The sequence below is a fragment of the Saccharopolyspora sp. NPDC045839 genome, assembly GCF_056431645.1.
Window position 1 is genome coordinate 60,453 of record NZ_JBWKKH010000005.1, and the last position, 22,214, is coordinate 82,666.

Here is a 22,214-nt window from a genome sequence, read left to right on the forward strand (position 1 = left end):
AGACCTGGAGACGCATCCGTTGGGGCAGAACACGATCGGCTCAATCCCGCGACCCGGCGGTCGACGGCGGGTGACCACCGCCGCCGAGCTGGAGCAGGTCGCGTTCGAGCTCTTCGACGAGCAGGGTTTCGACCAGACCACCATCACCGACATCGCGCGCGCGGCCGGCATCGCGCGCCGGACGTTCTTCCACTACTTCCCGTCGAAGAACGACATCCCGTGGGGCGACTTCGACGGCGAGCTCGACCGGATGCGCGCGGATCTCCGCGCCGCCCCGCCGGAAAGCCCGCTGATGGACGCGATCCGGCACTGCCTCGTCGAGTTCAACCGGGTCGACCCGGAGCAGGTTCCGGCGCACCGCCGCCGGATGCGGCTCATCCTCGGGGTGCCCGCGCTGCAGGCCCACTCGACGCTGCGATTCCGGGCCTGGCGCCAGGTGGTGGCGGAGTTCGTCGGCGACCGCCTGGGCGAACCCGCGGACGGCCTCGCACCGCAGGCCATCGCCCACGCGACGCTCGGCGTCGCCGTCGCGGCCTACGAACAATGGCTGGACAGCGAGGATTCCGACCTCAGCGAGTTGCTGGACGCCGCGATGCGGGAGCTGGCGGCCGGATTCGGTGCGGTAGGGCGGCCGGACGCCACGCGGTGACGCCCGGCCGCCCTGCGATCAGTGGTCGGCGTCGCCGTAGACGACCATGCCGCGCAGGTTCTTGCCGTCGCGCATGTCCTGGTAGGCGGCGTTGATGTCCTCCAGCCGGTAGGTGCTGGTGATCAGCTCGTCGAGCTTCAACGTGCCGTGCCGGTAGAGCTCCAGCAGCCGCGGGATCTGGGTGCGCGGGCTGACGCCGCCGAAGATGGCGCCCTGCACGCGCTTCTGCAGCAGCGTCAGCTCGAACAAGCTCACCGAGGCGTCGATCTGCTGGTAGTGACCCATGCCGACGACCACGACCTGGCCGCCCTTGGCCGTCATGCTCAGCGCCGGCTGCAGGTCCTCGCCCTTGACCACGCCCTTGGTCAGGATGACGGTGTTGGCGTTCTGCCCCCAGGTCAGCTCGCCGACCGGGCCCGCCGCGTCGGCCATCGACTCGAAGGCGTGCGTGGCGCCGAGTTCCAGCGCCTTCTCCCGCTTGAACGCCACCGGGTCGACCGCGATCACGTAGCGCGCCCCGGCGGCCGCCGCGCCCTGCACCGAGTTGATGCCGACGCCGCCGACGCCCACGACCACCACGGTGTCGCCGGCGCGGGTGTTGCCGACCTCGGTCGCCGAACCCCAGCCGGTGGACACGCCGCAGCCCAGCAGCGCGGCCTTGTCCAGCGGGACGTCGTCCTCGATCTTGATCACCGATGCCTGGTTGACGGTCACGTACGGGGCGAAGGTCCCGAGCAGGCACATCGGCACCATCGGCTTGCCGCGCAACAACAACCGGTGCGTGCCATCGGAAATCGCCTTGCCGGTCATCAGGCTTCCGCCCGCGTCGCAGAGGTTCTGCATCCCGCGCGCGCACGCCCGGCACGCCCCGCAACCGGGGATGAACGCCAGCACGACGTGGTCGCCCTCTTCGATGCCGGTGACGTCGGGCCCGACCTTCGTGACCACCCCGGCGCCCTCGTGCCCGCCCACCGCCGGGTAGAACGCGACCGGGCTAGCGCCGGTGCGCAGGTGCTCGTCGGAGTGGCACAGCCCCGAGGCCGCCAGCCGCACCTGCACCTCGCCGGCCACCGGGTCACCCAGGTCGATCTCCTCGATTTCCCAGTCCTCGCCGGGACCGTGCAGCACTGCAGCCTTGGTCTTCATGTCCCACTCCTCGTCGAATGGCGTTCGAGGTCACATATGGCCACCCGAGCATGGAAAATCCGGGGAACGCCGTCAAGGGGTGATCACCAGTGGGCTACCGGAGCAGAACTCGGTTGCGCCGAAAGGGGATTCCTAAGAGGCTTTTTCAGAATGCGGCGTCAGCCGCATGCGGTGTGGGACTCAGCTCGCACCGCCGCGGGTTCTCAGACGGTGCCCGCCCTTCTGGGCTACTGGGCGAGGCCAGTCCCCGATGCCGCGTATTGGTCATACGTAAGTCGGGGCTCCCACAGTCCAGGCGGCGTCTGAGGTTCCGCTACCCGCACCGCCACGCAAACCCATTCTGAAACCATTCCTAACTCGGGTTGTCGCGGACGACGAGCACCGGGCACGGCGAGTGGTGGATCAGCTTGTGGCTCGTCGAGCCCAGGTGGGCGCCCGCGACGCCGCCCCGGCCGCGCGCGCCCACCACGACGAGCTGGGCTTTCGCGGCGCGGGCGAGCAGTTCCCCGGTGGGCGATCCGCGACCGACGAACCGCCGCACCTCGACGTCGGGGAACCGCTCGGCCCAGCCCGCCAGGGCCTCGGCGACGAACCGCTGCTCGTTCTCGCTGACCTCCTCCTCGGGCAGCCGCGTCCGCAGCCATCTGAGGTCGATCCCGACCACCTCCCAGGCGTGCACGACGTGCACCGGCACCGCCCGGGACACCGCCACCGCGAAGGCGTGCGCCAGCACCTGTCCGGAGGACCGGGCATCGTCCACCCCGGCCACCACCGGGCCGGTCACCGGGAAGGTCAGCGGCTCGCCGGTGTCCGGCACGACGGCCACCGAGCAGCGCGCGTGCGCGGCGGCCTTCACCGCGACCGCCCCTGCCAGCAGGCCGGTGAACCCGCCGAACCCGCGATCCCCGACCACCAGGAGCCCGGCCTGCTCGGACTCCGCGATGAGCACCTTCTCCGCCGTGCCCCGCACGGCCGCGGCGTCGATGGGCACCAGGGGTTCCTGCTCCCGCGCGGCGTCCGTGCTCGCCGCGAGCCAGCGGGCGACCTCGTCGCGGAGGTGGTGCTCCTTCGCCCGGTGCGAATCCGCCGGCACCGGCTGCGCGGCCGCGTCCGCGTAGACGATCCGCAGGCCGACCCGCCGTCGCACCGCCTCCCGCGCCGCCCAGCGCGCGGCGTTGCGCGCGACCGCCGAGCCGTCCACGCCCACGACCACAGGTCCGCCGTCCATCTCAGCCTCCCGGTGCCTGTCGCGTCACGACACCAGGGTGGTCCAGCCCGCCTCGGCTCGCGCGTTCAGCGTCTGCCTTTGAACCTGGATTGTTCTTGTCTTTGAAGCGGCGCAGCCGCTTAGCCCGCCCTCGCAACTCGCACCGCTGCGGGTTCTCAGACGGTGCCCACCCCGTCGGGGTTCTTGGCGAGGACAGCCCCGATGCCGCGTATTGGTCATACGTAAGTCGGGGATCCCACAGTCAGGCGGCGGCCGCAATTCCCGCAGGGGGGCCGCCACCCGCACCGCCACGCAAAACGAGTTCGCCAGACAGGTACTCAGCGGGTGGGCATGCGCCCGGCGACGAACAGCTCGGTGTTGCGGTCGCCGGGCTCGCCGAGCTGCGCGAGGTCGGTGTGCGGGTCGTTGAACGACAGTTCCCGGTACAACGAGGCGAGGCCCGCCGGTGAGCGGTCGTCGTAGTCGGCCTGGTACGGGCTGTCGGCCTCGATCAGCGTGGTGAACAGCGACAGCGTGCCGTCGCCGTTGTCGACCAGCTCGATGACGCGCGCGAGCTGCGGGAAGTCCACATGGGACGCCGTGTTGATCTCCCAGAACCCGCACGCCGGATCGTCGGCGTGGTGCGGCGTGATCGCGTTGCGGTGGATGTGCCCGTTGACCCAGGCCAGCACGTTGGGGAAGCGCTTGAGCAGCCGCACCACCGCGTTGCCGCTCTTGCGGATCTCGCCGGGCCTGCGGAAGTCCGGCAGCAGCGCCGTCATCGACGCGCTGGTGTGGTGGCTGAACAGCACGAAGAGCTCGTCGGAGGCGGACTGCCGCTGCTTGCGCCCGAAGGCGTCGTAGTACTCCGAGCTGCCGCGCGTGAGCACCTCCTCCAGCCACTGGTACTGGGCGAGCCCGAGGGAGCCTTCGGCGAAGCCGGCGGTGTTCGTGCTGTCCAGGCTGATGCCGGTGACGCCGGGCGCGATCTGGAAGGTGTAGTACGGCTCGGTGTGGTCGGCGTCGAAGCCGTGGCCGACCGGCCCCGGCCCGGTGTTGGCCGGGTCCAGGTGGGCCTGGATGAACTCCTCGGTCTTGAACGGCCGGCGGCGCTCGTCGGGCGTGACGGTGCGGATGATGCCGCTGCGGGTTTCCACCGCCAGCGCCGACCGCTGCCGGTCGCCGCGCAGGAGGGCGGCGACCTCGCGGGTCTCGCGTTCGTCCCGGCCGATGATCTTGCGCGAGCCCGTGTACCAGTTGTGCAGGCCCGGGATCAGCTCGTCGGGCACCGTCCCGACGACGGCGTTGTCGTGGTTGCCGAAGACCGCGTACCACGGGATGCGCAGCCCGGGGCTGTCGAACGGCCGGAGCGCGTCCGCGAAGAACCCGTCCAGCACCGGGAAACCGCGCTCGCGGAACCGGTCCGCGACGCCGCCTTCGGGATGCCAGTACAGCGGGTCGCCGGAGTTCTGCACGCCCTCGTAGTTGCCGGGGTCGCCGGTGTTCTGCGCCAGCCGCCCGCCGTTGAGCACCGCGAAGTACCAGTCGAGCTCGGCCTGCTCGTGGTTGTCGGTGCTGTCGCCGGTGGTGATCATGAAGTCCAGCGGCCGGCCGGTGACCGGCCCGCCCGGCAGGGCGTTGACCCGCTGCACCAGGTGCGCCGCGGCCAGCGCGCCGAGCGTCTCCTGCGGACGCCACGCCCCGCCCGTCAACGGATGCACGTACTCGAACCGCGCCGGGCTCTGCGCGTCCACCAGGTGCAGGTCGGTGAACTGGACGAAGGAGGCGATGGGCACCCGGCGGTCGTCCCGGCCCGCGCGGCCCTCGACCAGGTCGGTGCGCACCACCTGCGACCAGCCCGGGCCGGCCACCAAGCGCCGGTAGCCGCTACCGGGTGCGGCGACGGCCGTGCGCTGCAGGGTCGTCCCGGCGGCGTTGACCACCCTCGGATTGGTGCCCCTGGCGAGCGCCGGGCCGGCGCCGAGCGAGCCGCTGCCGAGGACGGTTCCGGTGATGCCCGCGGCCCGGAGGAAACCGCGCCTGCTCATCGCTGCCATGTCTTGTTCCCAGTCCTTGCGTCCCTGATCAACCAACTGATCAGAAAATCTTTCATGTTTACTGGGCGCAGCACACCCCCGAGCAGGTGACGATCAGGAGAACGAAACCCGACGATTCGACCGCCGGGCCGCTCGGTCCACATCGGCCGGTCCCGGTCGTGAGCGCGAAAACCGGCTCTTACCGGCTTTTGCACGCACGACCCCGGCCCGGCTCCCCGAACAGCGGGAACCGGGCGAGCGCGGGTCGCGTCCCAACCGATGCGCGGCCGACGAGAACGATCGGGGCCGAACATCCACCCCCGGAGGAACGCCGCTCCATGCTGATCTCGGCCGCGCTCACGAGGGTCAGGTGACGGTGGAGCGGTACACCATCAGCGCCGACGATGTCGCGGTGTGCATGACGGTCACCGCCACCACCGTCGGCGAAGCAGGCCCGTCGTCGCCGTACCTGCCGCCGGCCTACTCGTACGCCCTCCCGGCCGCCGACTCGGCGATGACCATCGCGAACTCCGCCGCGTGGGTCAGGTGCGGGGCATGAGCGCAGTCGCTGATCTTCCGCGACCGCGCGCCCGGGATCACCCGCTCGACGACCTCCATCACCGGCGGGTACCACGGCAATCCCCGGTCGCCCCGCGTGATCAGCGTCGGAACGCGGATACCGGCGAGCCGGTCGACGCCGAGCACCAGCCGATCCGGATCGCGGGACTGGTCGAGCCAGGTGTCGGCGTGGGCGACGAACGTCCGCCGCAGCCGCGAATCCAGAACGTGCTCCCAGGTGCCCGGCCCGAAACCGACTTCGTCCACGAACAGCTCGGTGGCGCGCTCGGCCGCACCCTCCGCCAGCAGTTCCACGACCCGGTTCATGCGCCGTCGAACCTCGTCGAAAAGCGGCTGTGCAGCCGTCCCGGCCAACAGGCCGAACAGGGGCGGTTCGTGCACGACGAGACTGCGGCACAGCTCCGGGCGGCTCGCGGCCAGGGACAAGGCGATCGTCGCGCCGTAGGAATGCCCGACCACGTGGGCCGGAGCGTGCTCCAGTCGTTCGAGGAGCGCGGCGAGATCCGCGACGTCCTCGCCCATCCGCCCTTGCCCCGGCGGGCATTCGCTCTCGCCATGACCGCGCCGGTCGTAGCCGAGAACCCGGAACCGGCCGGCCAGGCGCGGCGCCACCGCATCCCAGCCCCGGAGGTCGTCCCAGGACCCGTGCACGAGCACGACCGGCTCCCCCGCCCCGCTGAACTCGTAGCGGAACCGCAGGCCGCCCACCGAGGTGTATCCCATGCGCCGGACCCCTTAAATCGCTAGATTTCAACTCTAGTGTTTAACTCTAGCGAAATTCCGGGGACGCGAGCAGGGGCATGGCACGACGAGTAGTACCCGGCAGCCGCCACCGGACCGCCCACAGCGGCCCCCTAGACCAGCGGGCGGCCCGCCCCGATCCGGCGCCGCAGGTCCCAGAGGATGAGGTTGAACGGGAACCGGCGCACCACCGGCGGCACCCGCCGCACGATCGCCGCCAGCACCGACATCAGCGCGTCGAACCGGCGCTGGTCCCGGCCCTTCCACGGCAGCCGCATCTCCGCGCGGAACCGCTCCGGCAGGAACCCGGTCGTCACGAACCTGTTGAAGCGGCCGAAGAGCAGCGCCAACGGGCGCGGCAGCCAGGCCAGCATCGTCACGTCGTAGAGGTAGGCGCGCACGGTGTCGTCGATCGAGATGCGCTCCAGCGACTCCGCCCAGTACTCCTCGAAGGCGGCCCGGTCCGGCGGCCACGCCTCCGCAGGCACCTGCAGGGTCGTGCCCAGCACCGCGCCCTCCCGGTAGAAGGCGTCCGCCGTGGCGGCGTCGGGCTCGCCGAAGAAGATCCGGTAGTTGTCCTCGAAGCCCTTGTACAGGCAGGCCGCGACCCACAGCTGCAGGTCCGGGTCGAAGGCGTTGTAGGCGACCGGGCTCGAATCCGTCGAGCGCACCTGCGCGTGCGCCCGGTTCACCTCGCGCCGGAACAGCTCCCTCTCCCGGTCGGTGCCCATCGCCGCGACCACCAGGTAGGCGAGGGTCGTGCGGGTCCGCTTCACCGGGTGCCGGAACAGCTGGCCGGATTCGACCCTGCTCTCCACCACGCCGTACCCCACCCCGGGGCGGGCCAGCTGCATGATCACGTTCGCGTTGCCGGCCAGCAGGCCGACACCGAGCACCGCGTCCTCGATCCGCCTGACCTTCGTCGCCGAAACAGCCACCGCCGCCACCCTCCGCACCGAGGCCCATTCTGCACACGGTCGTTCCCAGATAGGGAACAGCGGTCCCGGCGATCTGTCAAGATGAGCGGATGAGCACGTCTCCACTGCGGGTCTACGGCGGAGTGCAGGGCGATGACCGCCGGGCCGAGCGCCGGGCGCAGTTCATCGAGGCCGGACTGGACCTGCTCGGCGCGCCGGGCGACAGCCCGACCCTGACGGTGCGCGGGGCGTGCCAGCGGGCGGGCCTGGCGACGCGCTACTTCTACGAGAGCTTCGCCGACCGCGACGCGCTGGCGGCGGCGGTGTACGACCACGTCGTCGACGACCTCGCCACGACGACTCTCGACGCGGTCAGCTCGGCGGCGCCGGGCGAACGGGCCAAGGTCCGGGCGGGACTGGAGAACATCGTCCGCACGATCGCCCACGACCCGAGGCGCGGCCGGCTGCTGTTCTCGATCTCGCTCTCCAGTCCCCTGCTGGCGCAGCGCCGCCTGGACTCCTCGAGACTGTTCGCCGCACTGCTGGGCGGTCAGGCGAAGGACTTCTACGGCATCACCGGAACCCCGCACCTCGAACTCACGACGCACTTCATCGTGGGCGGCCTGGCGCAGACCCTGACGGCCTGGCTGGACGGCACCCTGGACGTCGACGAAGCCCGCCTCATCGACCACTGCACCGAGATCTTCCTGGCCATAGCAGCAGGATTCACCACCTGACCAAGGAATTTCCCAATTTTAGGCAAAATCGGAACCCACCCGCGGGCGGGCCGAGCCCCCGACTTCAGGGCCCGTTTCAGTGCGGGAGGCGGGCACGCGTGAGAGTTCACCGCCTGGACCCCAGGGCGTCGGGCGCCTTCGGACGAGCCGGCCCGGAGCGCTTCCGAGCCGGCCCCTTGGGGAAAGCGGGAGCCGGGTGGGGATTCCAATTTTAGGCAAAATTGGAATCCCCGCCCTGGCGCGTCAGGCGTGGTCGGTGGTGTCGAGGGCCGTGCGGACGATCGTGTCCGCGTCCAGGCCGTGGTAGCGGTAGACGTCCTCCAGGGAGCCCGACTGACCGAAGTTCGTGACGCCGAGGTGGGCCGCCCGGACCCGGTTGATCCCCGCCAGGAACGCCAGCGTGTGCGGGTGTCCATCTAGGACGGTCACCAGCGGCGTCGCCCGGTGTGCCGGGAAGACCTGATCCAGGATGCCCGCAGAGCCACCGGCTCCCTGGCGCGCCCGCAACGCCTCGAACAGCAGGCCCGGGCTGGTCACGCACACCACGTCCGCGCCGACACCCTGCGCTTCGAGCCGGTCGGCGGCCGCCAGCGCTTCGGGCACCAGCGCGCCCATCGCCGCCAACGTCACCTCCGGCGCCTCGTGGCGGCGCAGCGGGTACGCGCCGCCGATCGCCAGGCGGCGACGGCGCTCGCGGGCCGCCGGGTCGGCGGGCACCGCCGCGAGCGTCTGGTCGACCGGCCGGGTCGACAGGCGCAGGTAGGCGGAGCCGCCGTCGGGCCTGCCGAGGCGGGCCAGCGAGGCCAGCAGGCACCATTCGGTGTCGATGGCGAACGCCGGCTCGTAGCTGGTCAGACCCGGCTGTTCCAGGCCGATCGACGGCGTGATCACGGACTGGTGCGCGCCGCCCTCCGGCGCGAGGCTGACGCCCGAGGGCGTGCCCACCAGGATCGACTGGCCGCCCGCGTACATCCCGAACGACCACGGTTCCAGCGCGCGCCCGACGAAGCAGTCGTAGACCACGCCGATCGGCAGCAGCGGCTGGCCCCAGCGGCTCCAGGTGGCGCCGAGCTCGCCGAGCAGCCCGACCAGGTTCGTTTCGGCGATGCCGAGCTCGATGTGCTGACCGGCCGGGCGTTCCCGCCAGTGCAGGATGGTCTCGGCGTCGTCGGCGAACCAGTCGACCCGCTCCGTGGGCGACCACACGCCGACCTTGTTCAGCCAGCCACCGAGGTTCGTCGACGAGCTGACGTCCGGTGCCAGCGTCACGATCCGCGCCGCGGCGTCCGGCGCGCCGCGCGTCAGGTCCAGCAGCGCGCGGCCGAGCGCGGCCTGCGTGGTCGTGGTGCCGGTCGGCGTCCGCCCGATGTCCGCCGGCAGCTCCGGCGGGGACACCTGCGGGCGCTCGCGGCGGCGCAGGCGCGCGGCGGCGTCGGAGCACCGCCGACCCGCCGGGCTGCCGGTCTCGAAGCGGTGCCACGGGTCGTTCAGATCGGCGCCGACGCTCTCGGCGAGCTGCCGCATCTGCTCGGCGCTCAGCAGCGAGCCGTGGTTCTGCGGGTGGCCCTCGCTGGCCAGGCCGTATCCCTTGATGGTGTAAGCGAAGATGACGGTCGGCCGGGTGTCGTCGATGGCCCGGAACGCGCCGTCCAGCGCCGCCAGGTCGTGCCCGCCGAGGTTGCGGATCGCCGCGGCCAGCGCCTCGTCGTCCACATCGGACAGCAGCCGGGCGATCTCCCCGCCGCCGGCGCCGGGCAGCCGCTCTCGCAGCTGTTCCGGTGTGCAGCGCAGCAACCGCTGGTATTCCGGGTTGCTCATGCCGTCGATGCGCGCCCGCAGCGCGTCGCCGCCCGGCCGGGCGAACAGCTCTTCCAGCAGCCGCCCGTACTTCAGGGTGAGCACCTGCCAGCCGGCGGCGGCGAACATGCCCTGCAGGCGGTTGGCCGCGATGTTCGGCACGACCCGGTCCAGGGACTGGCGGTTGAGGTCGACGATCCAGACGACCTCGCCGAGGTCGGCGACGGTCGGGTCCATGATCGCTTCCCAGCAGGCGCCCTCGTCCAGCTCCGCATCGCCCAGCAGCGAGTACTGCCGCCCGGTGCCCGCGCCGCCGACGTGGCTGTCGACGTAGCGGCGGGCCACCGCGCCCCAGATCGGGGCGGTGGCGCCGAGTCCGACCGAGCCCGTCGAGTAGTCTGCGGGGTCGGGGTCCTTGGTGCGGCTCGGGTAGCTCTGCAGGCCGCCGAACTCGCGCAGCGTGGTCAGGTGCGCCTCGTCGAGCTCGCCGAGCAGGTAGTTGATCGCGTGCAGCACCGGCGACGCGTGCGGCTTCACCGAGACCCGGTCCGCCGCTGTCAGGTGCTCGAAGTACAGCGACGTCATGATCGACACCATCGAGGCGCAGGACGCCTGGTGCCCGCCGACCTTGAGCCCCGAGGCGTTGGGCCGCACCCGGTTGGCGTGGTCGATGATCGCGGTCGACAACCACAGCACCCGCTGCTCGACCTCGCGCAGGGATTCGGCCGTCGCCGCCTGGACCGGTGCCGCGCTGGTCATCGCGCCTCCTCGGGAAAGTTGCCACATTGCTTCGACGAGAACACCAAGAGCACAATCACTGCACAAGTCGTGGACCTGATCTTACGCATTCTGCACCGGCACGGCTCGGTGCGAGCCGACGGAGGTGAGCATTGTGCCCAGCGCTGACACGCTCGACGAGGTGGACATCCGGCTGTTGCTGGCGCTGCGGGAGGAGCCGCGCGCGACGGTGGTCGCGCTGGCCGAACGCGTCGGGCTGTCCCGCAACACGGTGCAGGCCCGGCTCGCCAAGCTGGAGCCCAGGCTCGGGTCGTTCGAGCGGCGCATCGACCCGGCCTCGCTCGGCCACCCCCTGACCGCGTTCATCACCGTGCAGGTCACCCAGCAGATGCTCGGCGAGCTGGCCGAGTCGATGGCGCAGATCCCGGAGATCGTCGAGGTCTTCGGCCTCACCGGCGCGACCGACCTGCTGGTGCGGGTGGTCGCGGTGGACGCCGACGACCTGTACCGGATCGCCGGGCAGGTCCTGGCGACGCCCGGCGTGGAGCGCACCAACTTCGCGCTGGCGATGCGCAGCCTCGTCGACTTCCGCCTGACCCCGCTGCTGCGCAAGGCCCTCGCCGAACGCGAGGGCGCGGACTGAAGCGAACGGACCGTTCACGCCACCTAACGACACGAACAGTCCATTCACCTCACCCCACCCAACTCACCGTTCCCGAGCGAACGGACCGTTCACTCCACCTAACGACGCGAACAGTCCGTTCACCTCACCCCACTGGCCCGGGCGATCTCGGCCCGGACGCCGAGGAGGCGGACCGGGCGGTCCAGTGGGAACCGGCCGAGGGCCGTCTGGGCCGCGCCGTCGATAGCCCCGGCGTCGCGGGTCGGGGCCGGGAGGGACACGCCGTGGGTGTGGGTGGCGAAGCGGGAATCCCGCACCTTCACGACGACGCGGCGGGCCAGGACGTCCTCGGCCGCGAGGTCGTCCGCCACGACGTGCGAGAGGCGGGTGATCTCCGAGCGCATCTCGGCCTCGTCGCGCAGGTCCTGCTGGAAGGTGACCTCCCGGCCGTGCGAGCGGGCCTGGTAGGGCTCGTCGGTGACCGGGGTCGAGTCGTAGCCGTGCGCGAGCGCGACGAGCCACGGCCCGATGTTGGGGCCGAATTCGCCCGCGAGGTCCGCCATCGCCGTCCTCGCCAGGTCGCCGACCGTGGCGATGCCGCGCGCGGCGAGCTTCTTCGCCGTCTTCGCGCCGACGCCCCACAGCGCTTCCGGCGGCCGGTGCGCCATCACCTCGACCCAGTTGGACATGTCCAGCCGGAACACCCCGGCCGGCTTGGCCAGCCCGGATGCCAGCTTCGCGCGGAGCTTGTTGTCGCCGATGCCCACCGAGCACGCCAGCGCGGTGCGCTCCCGCACGTGCTGCTGCACCGATCGCGCGGTCAGCCCGGCGTCCTCGGTGTCGACCAGCATGAACGCCTCGTCCCACCCGGCGACCTCCAGGATGCCGCCGATCTCCCGCAGCGCCGCCATCACGTCGGCGGACGCGGCGAGGTAGGTCTCGCGGTCGGCGGGCAGGAACACCGCCTCCGGGCAGCGGGCCGCGGCGGTGCGCAGCGGCGTGCCGGAGCGAACCCCGAACTCGCGGGCCTCGTAGGACGCCCCGGCCACGACGCCGCGCTGCTTCGGGTCACCGGAGCCGCCGACGAGCACCGGCCGCCCGCGCAGCTCGGGATGGCGCAACAGCTCCACGGCGACGATGAATTGATCGAGATCCACGTGCAGCACGACCCGTTCCACGCTGCCAGCATCGACGCGTTCCGGGATTTGCGCCAGGGCTGACCGCCGGCGCGTCACCATCCACATCGGACACCGCCGTCGCGCGCGCCGGGGTGGGTGCGCGACACTGGTGGCGTGAGCAAGCGAAGCGCCGGCATCCTGCTGTTCAAGGTCGAGGACGGATCTCCGCAGGTCCTCGTGGTGCACCCGGGCGGCCCGTTCTGGCGGAAGAAGGACGCCGGTGCCTGGTCCATCCCGAAGGGCGAGCACGAGCCCGACGAGGAGGCGCGGTCGGCGGCGGTCCGGGAATTCGCCGAGGAGACCGGCATGCCGCTGACCGACCGCGAGCTGTCGCCGCTGGGCGAGGTGAAGCAGCGCAACGGCAAGCTCGTGACCGCCTGGGCCGTCGAGGGCGACTTCGACCCGACCGCGTTGCGCAGCAACGAGTTCGAGGTGGAGTGGCCGCCGAAGTCGGGCCGCCGCCAGAGCTTCCCGGAGGTCGACCGGGCCCTGTGGTGCGATCCGGACACCGCCCGCGAGAAGCTCAACGCCGCCCAGGCCGAGTTCGTCGACCGCCTGCTCGACCTGCTGCGCACCACCGGCCGCCTGCCGCGATAACCAGTTGACTACGAGGCCACGAATCGGCAAGCTTCTCAGCAACGCGGTCGAGAGGCGCTGCGACGGGCCGTGCCCGCCACGCTTGGCCGCCGACGCGAAGGGACACAAGGGCGCCTCCTGACCGAGGAGGTGCGCTACGTTCATCGCGCCAGGCGAGATCGCCGCTCTCATCAGCTACCCGGTGAAGGGATGCGCGGGAATCGCGACGAGCGGTGCCACGCTGACCCCCGCCGGGCTCGAACACGATCGCGCGTTCATGGTCGTCGACCTCGACGGCACCTACCGGACCCAGCGCAGACATCCCCGGCTCGCGCTGGCTCAGCCCCGGGTCGACGGGGACCTGATGACCCTCTCGGCGCCGGGAACCGACCCGCTGACCGTCGCCGTGAACAGCACCGGTGCGCGCCGCCCGGTCGACCTGTTCGGCGCGCCGTACCTGGGCATCGACCAGGGCGAGGCCGTCGCGGAGTGGTTCTCCGACCTGCTCGGCGCGCCAAGCCGGCTGGTGCGGGTCCCGCCCGAGCACGACCGCGTGACCGACGGCGCGACCCCCGGGACGTCCGGCTACGCCGACAGCTGCCCCGTGCACCTGATCTCCACGGCGTCGCTGGACCTGCTCGACGAGCGGCTGGCGGAGGACGGTTCGGCGCCGCTGCCGATGAACCGGTTCCGGCCCAACATCGTGATCAGCGGCTGGGACGACCCGCACACCGAAGACCTGGCGCGCACGATCTCGATCGGCGAAGCGGCGCTGGGTTACGCCAAGCTCGCGATCCGCTGCGCCGTCACGACCGTCGACCAGGAGTCCGGTCTTCGAGCCGGCCCGCAGCCGCTGCGCACCCTCGCCCGGTACCGGCGGGCGGATGCGGGGATCGCCTTCGGCACCAAGTTCGCAGTCGTCCGACCGGGCAGGTTGTCCGTCGGCAACAAGGTCGTCGTCGAATCCTGGGGTGAAGCCGAGATCTAGCTCGTGGCCGCCGGGGAGCCGTTGCCCGCCGAGGCGAGGGCGAGGCCGGCGAGGCCGGCGGACGACACCACGCCCCGGAAGAGGGCCAGCGCTTCCGCTCGCTCGGCCTCCGGGGCGCGGTTCTCCAGCACCTGCGCGGCCGGCACTGCGAGGTCCCCCAGGGCGCGCACGCACCGGTAGTAGGCCAGGCGGTCCGGGTCGATGTCCACCGGCCCGTACCCGGCGAAGAACCACTGCTGCTCCTGCCGGCCGATCGGCGCGAACGGCAGCAGCACACCGCCGATCACGAACAGGAGATCGCGTTCGCGCGGGGCGAGGACCGCGTCGTCCCAGTCGATCAGGGACACCCCCGCACCGCGCAGCAGCAGGTTCCCCAGGTGCGGATCGCCGTGGCAGACGACCTCGGGCGCGTACTGGGCGCGGAGCTTCCGCCCCACGGCATCGGCGTGCGTCAGCAGCGCCGCGATGCGGTCCGCCGCCGAGCGCCACTCCGCGGCCAGGGAACGGACGAGGTGGTCGTCCGGAAGTTCGCCGGAAGTGCACTCGCCGTGGAGCACGCGCACCGCCGATGCCCAGCGCTCGTGCGTGTGTTCCTCGCGCGGCAGCGACTCCGGCGCCTCCGCCACCGGCATGGCGTGCACCTGCGCGAGCATTGCTCCATAAGCCTGCCAGTGCTCCGCCGTCATCCCGCCATCCAGCGCGCCCTCGTCGGACGCCCACGGCGCCAGGGACAGCCGGCGCCCCGCGCGCTCGCTCCACAACCCGCCGCTACGCGTCGGCACCGGCCCGGCGACGCCCGGCACTCCGCGCCCGGCGAGCCACGCCGACACCGCCAGCCCCGCCGTCGTGCCGCCGCCGCTCCACTTGACCGCGTACCGCTCCCCCGCCGCGGAAGTGCCGCGCCGGACCTCGGCGGCCACGTCCACACCGCTGCCTACCGGATCGATCGCCACGAGGTCGACGCCGAAGTCTTCCCGAACCCACGCCCGCAGGCGCTCAGCAGCGGCGATGTCGGACATGACCGCACCTAACCACGCGAACCCGGCGTCGCGCCAACGAATTTCGCCGATCGAGCAACGCCGCCACCGCATAATGACGAGAATGACGGTTGCGGAACTGCACGCCGAATTCGACGCCCTGCGCCCCGACGAGCTGCGGCGGCGCAGCTCCCAGAAGTGGGCCCTGGTCGATCCCGACGTCCTGCCCGCCTGGGTCGCCGAGATGGACTACCCGCTGTGCCCGGTGGCCCGCGACGTGCTGCTGGAGCTGGTCGAGCGCGCCGACTTCGGCTACCCGGTGATCGACGAGCACCTCGCGGCGTTCGCGGATTGGGTTGCGCGGGAACAGGATTGGCGCGTCGACCCCGCGCTGGTCTCGCCCGTCGCCGACGTGCTGGCGGGCTTGGAGGCGGCGGTGCGCCGCCTGACCGCGCCCGGCGACGGCGTCGTGCTGCTGACCCCGGCCTATCCCCCGTTCATGGCCCTGCTCGACCACCTCGACCGGCCGGTCCGGGAATGCCCGCTGCTCGACGCCGAGGACGGCTGGCGGATCGACTTCGACGCGGTCGCCGGCGCGCTCGCCACCGGCGCGAAGGCGGTGCTGCTGTGCCACCCGCACAACCCGACGGGCCGGATCTGGTCGCGCGACGAACTGCGGACGCTCGCGGAACTCGCCGACCGGCGCGGGGCTTTCGTGATCAGCGACGAGGTCCACGCGCCGCTGCGCGCGAGCGATCAGGACTTCGTCCCCTTCGCCGCAGTCGGCGCCCGGTCCGTCACGGTGACCAGCGCGTCCAAGGGGTGGAACGTCCCGGGGCTCAAGTCCGCGGTGCTGGTGTGCCAGGAGTCGACGAAGCACCTCCTCGACACCATCCCGCCGTACGAGAAGATGCGCGCCTCGACACCCGGGCTGGCCGTCGCGACCGCCCTGTGGCGGGACGACGGCGGGTGGCTGACGGCGGTGCGCAGCTACCTGGACCGCACGCGCGACCGGTTGCAGGAGTGGGCGGGCGAACGCTCGCGGGTCCGGGTGCACCGCGCGCAGGCGGGATTCCTGGCCTGGTTGGACGTCCGCGAGCTCGGGCCGGAACCGGCGGAGGTGCTGCTGCGGGACGCCCGGGTCCGGGTCAACTCCGGAACGAACTACGCCCCGCCCGGCTCGACGGCCGGACGGGGCTTCGTCCGCTTCAACCACGCGACCTCGCTGCCGCTGCTGGACGAGCTGCTCGCGCGGTTGGGTTCAGTGCTCGATTGACGTCTCGCGGGTCTCCCTGGAGATGATCAGCGCGATCAGCGTGACGGCGCCCATCGCCGCCAGGTAGACGCCGACCCAGCCCAGCCCGTAGGAGCTGGCCAGCCAGGTCGCGATGTACGGGGCGACCGAGGCGCCCAGCAGGCTGGCCAGGTTGTAGGACACCGAGGCGCCGGTGTAGCGGACCGCGGTCGGGAACAGCTCCGGCAGCACCGCGCCCATCGGCCCGAACGTCATGCCCATCAGGCCGAGCCCGACGATCAGGTACGACACCGTGGCCACGCCGGAGTCCGCGCCGAACCACGGGCCCATCAGCAGGCCGAACACGATGATCGCGACGGTGGTGATGATCAGCGTGGGGCGCCGCCCGAAGCGGTCGGCCAGCCAGCCGGCCAGCGGGACCGTCAGGCCGAAGAACACCACGCCGACCAGCAGCATGACCAGGAACTGCGAGCGCTCGTAGCCCAGGCCGGTCTTGGCCGTGCCGTAGGACAGCGAGAACACCGTCATCAGGTAGAACAGCACGTAGGTGGCCAGCATGATGAACGTGCCGAGCACCAGCGCCTTCAGGTCGCTGCGGAAGACCTCCGCGAACGGCACCTTCGCACGCTCGTTGCGCGCCACGACCTTCGCGAACGCCGGGGTTTCGTGCATGTTCAGCCGCACCCACAGGCCGACCACGACCAGCACCGCCGACACCAGGAACGGCACGCGCCATCCCCAGGACAGGAACGTCGCGTCGTCCATGAACTCCGACAGCAGCAGGAACAGGCCGTTGGCGAAGAAGAACCCGATCGGCGCGCCCAGCTGGGGGAAGGTGCCGAAGAAGGCCCGCTTGCCCGCGGGCGCGTTCTCGGTGGCCAGCAGCGCGGCGCCGCCCCACTCGCCGCCGAGGCCCAGGCCCTGGCCGAACCGGCACAGCGCCAGCAGCAGCGGCGCGACGACGCCGATCTGCTCGTAGCCGGGCAGCAGGCCGATCAGCACGGTCGAGATGCCCATCGTCAGCAGCGACGCGACGAGCGTGGACTTCCGGCCGATGCGGTCGCCGAAGTGCCCGAACAGCGCGGAGCCGACCGGGCGGGCGACGAAAGCGATCGCGAACGTCGCCAGCGACTGCAGGGTCGCGGCGGTGGGGTCGCCCGCCGGGAAGAACAGGTGCGGGAAGACCAGCACCGCGGCGGTCGCGTAGACGTAGAAGTCGTAGAACTCGATCGAGGTGCCTACGAGGCTGGCGAGCACGACCTGCCGGGTCGAGTTCCGCGGGGTGGGATCTCCCGATGCTCCGGAACCCCGCACTCCAGGTGCTGGGGCTTGGCCGACCGCCATGGCGCCGAAACCTTCCTCGTGACACGAATACCTATTTCCAGGCTCGTTTTGCGTGGCGGTGCGGGTAGCAGAACCTCAGGCGCCTTCTCGCTGTGGGATCCCCGACACACGTATGACCAATACGACGCGTCGGGGCTGTCCTCGCGAGAAGACCCCTGAGAACCCGCGGCGGTGCAAGCGGCGTAGGTGGGCTAAGCGGCTGCGCCGCTTCAAAACAACAACCCGCCCTAGCGCACCCACACCACCCCATTCAAAACGGCCTCTGCAGCACTCTAAACCTCAGCCGACCACTTGCCGAGACACGGCTCCCGCATAGTGGGCATCCTCACGGCCTGTAACGATCTCCGGCCGTTCCTCCGACCGGATGATCAACGTACCGAGTAACCACGCGATCACGCGGTGAATTCCTAGAATCGACTGGTTTCGCACCGAAATCGGCCACCCGCGCGGTAGCGCAGAGGGAGTTGCGTCGTGTCCGCCGAAGCTGAACGCGAGGACCTGTCCGACCGCGGCACCCCGAGCCGGTTTCGCGGCGAGGAGCTGAAGTTCGTCGGGATGCCGATCGGCGGCATCGGCTGCGGGCAGCTCTACCTGGGCGGCGACGGGCGCCTGTGGCTCTGGGACGTCGACAACCGGACGGCCCCGGCCAACATCAACGACCTGCACTTCACCCGGCCACCGCTGCCGAGCTCGCCGTTCAAGCACAGCTTCGCGGTGCGCGTCACCGACGGCGACGGCGAGCGCGCCCGCTGGCTCGACGCGCGCGGCTTCCCGGAGGTGACCTTCACCGGGCGGCCACCGGCGGCGGAGGTCGATTACGCCGATCCGGGCGAGCCGGTGCGGATCGCGCTGAACGCCTGCTCGCCGTTCGTCCCGACCGAGATCGACGACAGCTCCTACCCCGCCGTGTTCCTCGACTACACCGCGACGAACACCGGGACGACCACGACGGAGGTCGAGGTCGCCGGATTCCTGGCGAACCCCGTCTGCCTGACCAGCAGGCACACCCGGCCGCTCCGGCTGCGCTCCCGGGAGTTCGCCCTCGACGGCGTGACCGGCGTGCAGTTCACCGCCGCCGAAGGAGCGCCGGAGAACCCGGGTCGCGCGGACATCGTGCTGGAGGACTGGGAAAAGCCCGACTACGCGGGCTGGTCGGTGACCGGCGACGCGTTCGGCAGCGGCCCGGTCCGCACCCTCGACCGGCCCGGCTACCAGGGCGAGGCGGGCGCGTTCGGGATGCGGATGGCCGATTCGCACGCGAGCGCCCCCGGCGACGATGCCGGAGCGCGGGATCGCGCGACCGGGACGCTGCGCAGCGAGCCGTTCCGGATCGAGCGCAACTACCTGCGGTTCCGCCTCAGCGGCGGCAACTACCCCGGCACGTGCTGCCTCAACGTCGTCGTGGGCGGCACGATCGTCGGCACCGCCACCGGCTCGTTCAGCGACCGGCTCGCCGACCGGGTGCTGTACCTGGGGCCATGGCAGGGCGAGGACGCGGTCATCGAGATCATCGACGCCGAGACCGGGCCGTGGGGCCACGTCGGCGTCGACCAGCTCCGGCTCACCGATCACGCCCCCACCCAGCCCGCCCTGCCGGAGCTGCCGGACCACGGCAGCGTCGCCCTGGCCGTGCTCGGCGCCGACCGGGCGCGGATCTGCCCGGCGACGGAGACCTTCGAATCACCGAGCGACGTCTTCGCACTGGCGCCGGGATCATCCACAGTAGACGGACTGACCCAGCGCGGCGCCGGAGTGGTCGCGGCGGCCGTGACGCTGAGGCCGGGCGAGCAGCGGACGATCCGGTTCGCGCTGGCCTGGCACTTCCCGGTGCCGGACCGGGAAGGGCTGGCTTTTCTGGAGCACGGCCGGGAGCTGCTGCGGCACTACGCGAACCGCTTCGGCAGCGCGCAAGACGTCGTCGCGCATCTGGCTCGCGAACAGGAGCGGCTGCTCGGCGCGACGCGGGCGTGGACTCGCGCCTGGTACGAGGACTCGACGCTGCCGCACTGGTTCCTGGAGCGGGTCGCCGCGAACACCACGATCCTGTCGACGTCGACCTGCTACCGCTTCGCCGACGGCCGGTTCTACGGCTGGGAGGGCGCCTACTGCTGCGCCGGCACCTGCACGCACGTGTGGCACTACGCGCACGCGCTCGCCCGGCTGTTCCCGGTCGTGGAGCGGGACACGCGAGAACGCGTCGACCTGGGCATCGGATTCCACGCGGCGACCGGGCAGCTGAGCATGCGCGGCGAGGCCGACCGCAGCCCGGCCGTCGACGGGCAGGCCGGGACGATCCTGCGGATCTACCGCGAGCACCAGATGTCACCGGATTCCGGCTGGCTGCGGCGCGTCTGGCCGCGAACCCGGCAGGCGGTCGAGTACCTGATCGGCTCCGACGCCGAGCCCGACGGGATCCTCGACGGTGCGCAGCCCAACACCCAGGACGCCACCTGGTTCGGCCGCAACAGCTGGCTCTCCGGGCTGTACGTCGCGGCGCTGCGGGCCGGGGAGGCGATGGCCTGCGAGGTCGGCGACGACGCGTTCGCCCGGCGCTGCGCCGGACTGGCCGCCAGCGGGACCGAGGTGATCGTCCGGGACCTGTTCAACGGCGAGTACTTCGTGCACGAGCTCGACCCGGCGCACCCGGGCTCGGTCAACACCAACCGGGGCTGCTTCGCCGACCAGCTGCTCGGGCAGAGCTGGGCCGCCCAGCTCGGGTTGCCCCGCGTGCTGCCGCCCGAGCCGACCAGGTCGGCGTTGCGCAGCATCTGGCGGCACAACTTCGTGCCCCGGCCGATGGAGTACCGGGAGCACAGCCCGATCGACGGCGGGCGGATCTTCTACGACGCCGACGTCCCGGCGCTGGTGATGTGCACCTGGCCGGACGGCGGCGGCGACGAGGCCGGCGACAACTGGTCGACCAGCTACTTCAACGAGGCCTGGCACGGCATCGAGTACCAGGTGGCCGCGCACCTGATCGCCGAGGGCATGGTCGGCGAGGGCCTGGCGATCGCCCGCTCCGTGCACGACCGGTACGGCCCGCTGCGGCGCAACCCGTACAACGAGATCGAGTGCAGCGACCACTACGCGCGCTCGATGGCCAGCTTCGGCACCTACCTGAGCGCGCTCGGCTTCGAGCACCACGGTCCCAACGGGCACCTGGGCTTCGTCCCCAAGATCCGCGCCGAGGAGTTCGCGGCCGCCTTCGCGACGGCCGAGGGCTGGGGCCGCTACCGGCAGACGCGGAGCGAATCCCAGCGCACCAGCACGATCGAGCTGCACCACGGCCGCCTGGAGCTGCGGACCCTCCGCCTCGACGCGACCGCCGCCGAGCCACGAGCCACCCTCGGCTGCGCCCCGGTCGACGTGCGAGCGAGCGCCGACGAATCGGGCCCGCTGCTCCGCTTCTCCGAGACCTGCACGATCAACGCAGGTCAGCGCCTAGACGTCCACCTCTGACCGCATCGAGCCGAGTGCCCGCAGCGCCTTCGCGTACCGGTCGACCGAGTCGCGCAGCTGCTCGGCCGACCTGCCGAGGATGCCGGGGTCGCGATCGCCGGCGGCAGCGCAGAGCTCGTGCAGCGGGGTCACGATCAGCTGGAAGGCGTCCGGGGTGTTGGGCCGGATCTTCGGCGTCCAGTCGTCCGAGTCCCCCACCAGGTCCTGGTAACCCCAGTGGTTCGGCCCGTTCCGGATCAGCGTCTCGCCGAGGTAGCGAACCGCGCCCACGACGAACGGGTCCTCGGCGGCTTCGCGGACCGCCGGCCGGTCGGGGAACCGGTCGAGCACGAGCCGCCCCAGCGCGTCCAGGGAGTCGAGGGAGAAGTCGAACGGGAAGTCCTCCGGCAGGAAACCGGCACGCCACTCGTCGAGCCGATCGTCCATATCGGACAGCCAGCGGTCGAGGAATTCCCTGGCCGATTCGGTCATGAGCCGGCGGTCTTCCTGCAAGTACCACTCGACCGTGCCCGGCTCCGCCGTCGGTGCCGCCCCGCGACGCGGCCACTCCACGTCCGGCTGGTAAAAACCCAGGCCGAACTCGTCGCGAAGCGCCCTGGCCTGCTCCGGCGACGCCAGGACGTGCACATCGTCCTGACATGCCTCCACCGTCTCCCGCCGGAGTTGGTAGAACACGCGCGGATCGTCGCCGCCCGGGTTCAGGTCGATGAGCTGCGTCGCCACCGCTCCCTGGTCCGCGTAGTCATCGGACTGGTGCTCGACCGACCACCAGACGGACTCGCCGTTGCGCAGGAAGTGCAGGAACTCGTCGTCGTCCTCGTCGCGCACCAGCACCAGATCCGAGACGACCACCGCGCCACCCGTGCACGCGGTCACTTCCCGCTCCAGCAGGTACCGGTAGTAGTCCTCGACGTGGTCGACGTCTTCACCGTGCACCGAGATCGCGATGCCGAATTCCGGGAGCCAGCCGAAGATGTCGTGTTCCGCCAGCTCCTCGTCCAGATCGTTCCGCTCGCCGATGCCGGCCAGCACTTCGGCGGACTTCTCCTCCGCCACCATGCCCGAACGAACCAGCAGGCCGGCCAGCGCCCGAACCGTTCTCCTCGCCATGCCACGAGATTCTGGCACCGACCCCTGACCGTCCCCGGCCAAACGGGGCCGTGGGGGGGTTTGGGTGGTCTGTCCTCCCCCCCGAACCACAACCCCCGTCCCTCCCCCCCTCCTCCACAAACCCCCCCCCCCCCCCACACCACAAGGGACGCTTTGCT

17 protein-coding genes are annotated in these 22,214 nt (G+C 71.4%); 7 read left to right on the forward strand and 10 right to left on the reverse strand.

Annotation, left to right across the window (positions count from 1 at the left end; all coding sequences use genetic code 11):
• The first annotated feature begins 70 nt into the window (after positions 1–70).
• On the forward strand, positions 71–649 hold the full coding sequence (mftR, locus tag AC07EQ_RS09175; RefSeq protein ID WP_478387498.1) for a mycofactocin system transcriptional regulator: 579 nt from the start codon (positions 71–73) through the stop codon (positions 647–649).
• 18 nt (positions 650–667) lie between these two features.
• Here mftR and AC07EQ_RS09180 read toward each other — a convergent pair whose 3' ends face one another.
• From AC07EQ_RS09180 to AC07EQ_RS09200, 5 genes are all read right to left on the reverse strand, one after another.
• A complete protein-coding gene (locus tag AC07EQ_RS09180; RefSeq protein WP_478387499.1) occupies positions 668–1,795 on the reverse strand; it encodes an NDMA-dependent alcohol dehydrogenase in 1,128 nt (375 codons plus the stop codon).
• Between the two features lie 352 nt (positions 1,796–2,147).
• Positions 2,148–3,023, reverse strand: coding sequence for a universal stress protein (locus tag AC07EQ_RS09185; protein ID WP_478387500.1), 876 nt, complete (start codon positions 3,021–3,023; stop codon positions 2,148–2,150).
• 317 nt (positions 3,024–3,340) lie between these two features.
• On the reverse strand, positions 3,341–5,059 hold the full coding sequence (locus tag AC07EQ_RS09190; protein WP_478387729.1) for a TIGR03767 family metallophosphoesterase: 1,719 nt from the start codon (positions 5,057–5,059) through the stop codon (positions 3,341–3,343).
• A gap of 459 nt (positions 5,060–5,518) precedes the next feature.
• Positions 5,519–6,340, reverse strand: coding sequence for an alpha/beta fold hydrolase (locus AC07EQ_RS09195; protein WP_478387501.1), 822 nt, complete (start codon positions 6,338–6,340; stop codon positions 5,519–5,521).
• A 131-nt stretch (positions 6,341–6,471) separates the two neighbouring features.
• Positions 6,472–7,296 (reverse strand): oxygenase MpaB family protein, encoded by an 825-nt coding sequence (locus tag AC07EQ_RS09200; protein ID WP_478387502.1) that lies wholly within the window; start codon positions 7,294–7,296, stop codon positions 6,472–6,474.
• A gap of 89 nt (positions 7,297–7,385) precedes the next feature.
• Here AC07EQ_RS09200 and AC07EQ_RS09205 point away from each other — a divergent pair, with 89 nt between their 5' ends.
• Positions 7,386–8,012 carry a TetR/AcrR family transcriptional regulator gene (locus AC07EQ_RS09205; protein WP_478387503.1) on the forward strand — a complete coding sequence of 209 codons (627 nt, stop codon included), beginning with the start codon at positions 7,386–7,388 and terminating at the stop codon, positions 8,010–8,012.
• Positions 8,013–8,255: 243 nt separating this feature from the next.
• Here the strand turns inward: AC07EQ_RS09205 and AC07EQ_RS09210 are convergent, their stop codons facing one another.
• A complete protein-coding gene (locus AC07EQ_RS09210) occupies positions 8,256–10,568 on the reverse strand; it encodes a transketolase-like TK C-terminal-containing protein (protein ID WP_478387504.1) in 2,313 nt (770 codons plus the stop codon).
• Positions 10,569–10,701: 133 nt separating this feature from the next.
• Between AC07EQ_RS09210 and AC07EQ_RS09215 the strand changes: the two genes are divergently transcribed.
• Entirely contained in the window at positions 10,702–11,190 is a 489-nt protein-coding gene (locus tag AC07EQ_RS09215; protein WP_478387505.1) for an Lrp/AsnC family transcriptional regulator, read from the forward strand.
• Between the two features lie 119 nt (positions 11,191–11,309).
• Here AC07EQ_RS09215 and AC07EQ_RS09220 read toward each other — a convergent pair whose 3' ends face one another.
• Positions 11,310–12,347: a DNA polymerase IV gene (locus tag AC07EQ_RS09220; RefSeq protein ID WP_478387506.1), complete on the reverse strand. Its 1,038-nt coding sequence runs from the start codon at positions 12,345–12,347 to the stop codon at positions 11,310–11,312.
• A 114-nt stretch (positions 12,348–12,461) separates the two neighbouring features.
• Between AC07EQ_RS09220 and AC07EQ_RS09225 the strand changes: the two genes are divergently transcribed.
• Together AC07EQ_RS09225 and AC07EQ_RS09230 are read left to right on the forward strand one after the other, a co-directional pair.
• Positions 12,462–12,944 (forward strand): NUDIX hydrolase, encoded by a 483-nt coding sequence (locus AC07EQ_RS09225; RefSeq protein WP_478387507.1) that lies wholly within the window; start codon positions 12,462–12,464, stop codon positions 12,942–12,944.
• A 142-nt stretch (positions 12,945–13,086) separates the two neighbouring features.
• Entirely contained in the window at positions 13,087–13,911 is an 825-nt protein-coding gene (locus AC07EQ_RS09230; RefSeq protein ID WP_478387730.1) for an MOSC domain-containing protein, read from the forward strand.
• On the opposite strand, the gene AC07EQ_RS09235 is transcribed toward AC07EQ_RS09230, so the two are convergent.
• A complete protein-coding gene (locus AC07EQ_RS09235; protein WP_478387508.1) occupies positions 13,908–14,930 on the reverse strand; it encodes a phosphotransferase enzyme family protein in 1,023 nt (340 codons plus the stop codon). The genes AC07EQ_RS09230 and AC07EQ_RS09235 overlap by 4 nt on opposite strands.
• Before the next feature lie 82 nt (positions 14,931–15,012).
• Between AC07EQ_RS09235 and AC07EQ_RS09240 the strand changes: the two genes are divergently transcribed.
• Positions 15,013–16,164: a MalY/PatB family protein gene (locus AC07EQ_RS09240; protein ID WP_478387509.1), complete on the forward strand. Its 1,152-nt coding sequence runs from the start codon at positions 15,013–15,015 to the stop codon at positions 16,162–16,164.
• Here AC07EQ_RS09240 and AC07EQ_RS09245 read toward each other — a convergent pair.
• Positions 16,150–17,400 (reverse strand): MFS transporter, encoded by a 1,251-nt coding sequence (locus AC07EQ_RS09245; protein ID WP_478387510.1) that lies wholly within the window; start codon positions 17,398–17,400, stop codon positions 16,150–16,152. The genes AC07EQ_RS09240 and AC07EQ_RS09245 overlap by 15 nt on opposite strands.
• 558 nt (positions 17,401–17,958) lie before the next feature.
• On the opposite strand from AC07EQ_RS09245, the gene AC07EQ_RS09250 reads away from it, so the two are divergent.
• A complete protein-coding gene (locus AC07EQ_RS09250) occupies positions 17,959–20,946 on the forward strand; it encodes a GH116 family glycosyl hydrolase (protein WP_478387511.1) in 2,988 nt (995 codons plus the stop codon).
• Here AC07EQ_RS09250 and AC07EQ_RS09255 read toward each other — a convergent pair.
• Positions 20,929–22,056, reverse strand: coding sequence for a hypothetical protein (locus AC07EQ_RS09255; protein ID WP_478387512.1), 1,128 nt, complete (start codon positions 22,054–22,056; stop codon positions 20,929–20,931). The genes AC07EQ_RS09250 and AC07EQ_RS09255 overlap by 18 nt on opposite strands.
• Between the last annotated feature and the right edge of the window lie 158 nt (positions 22,057–22,214).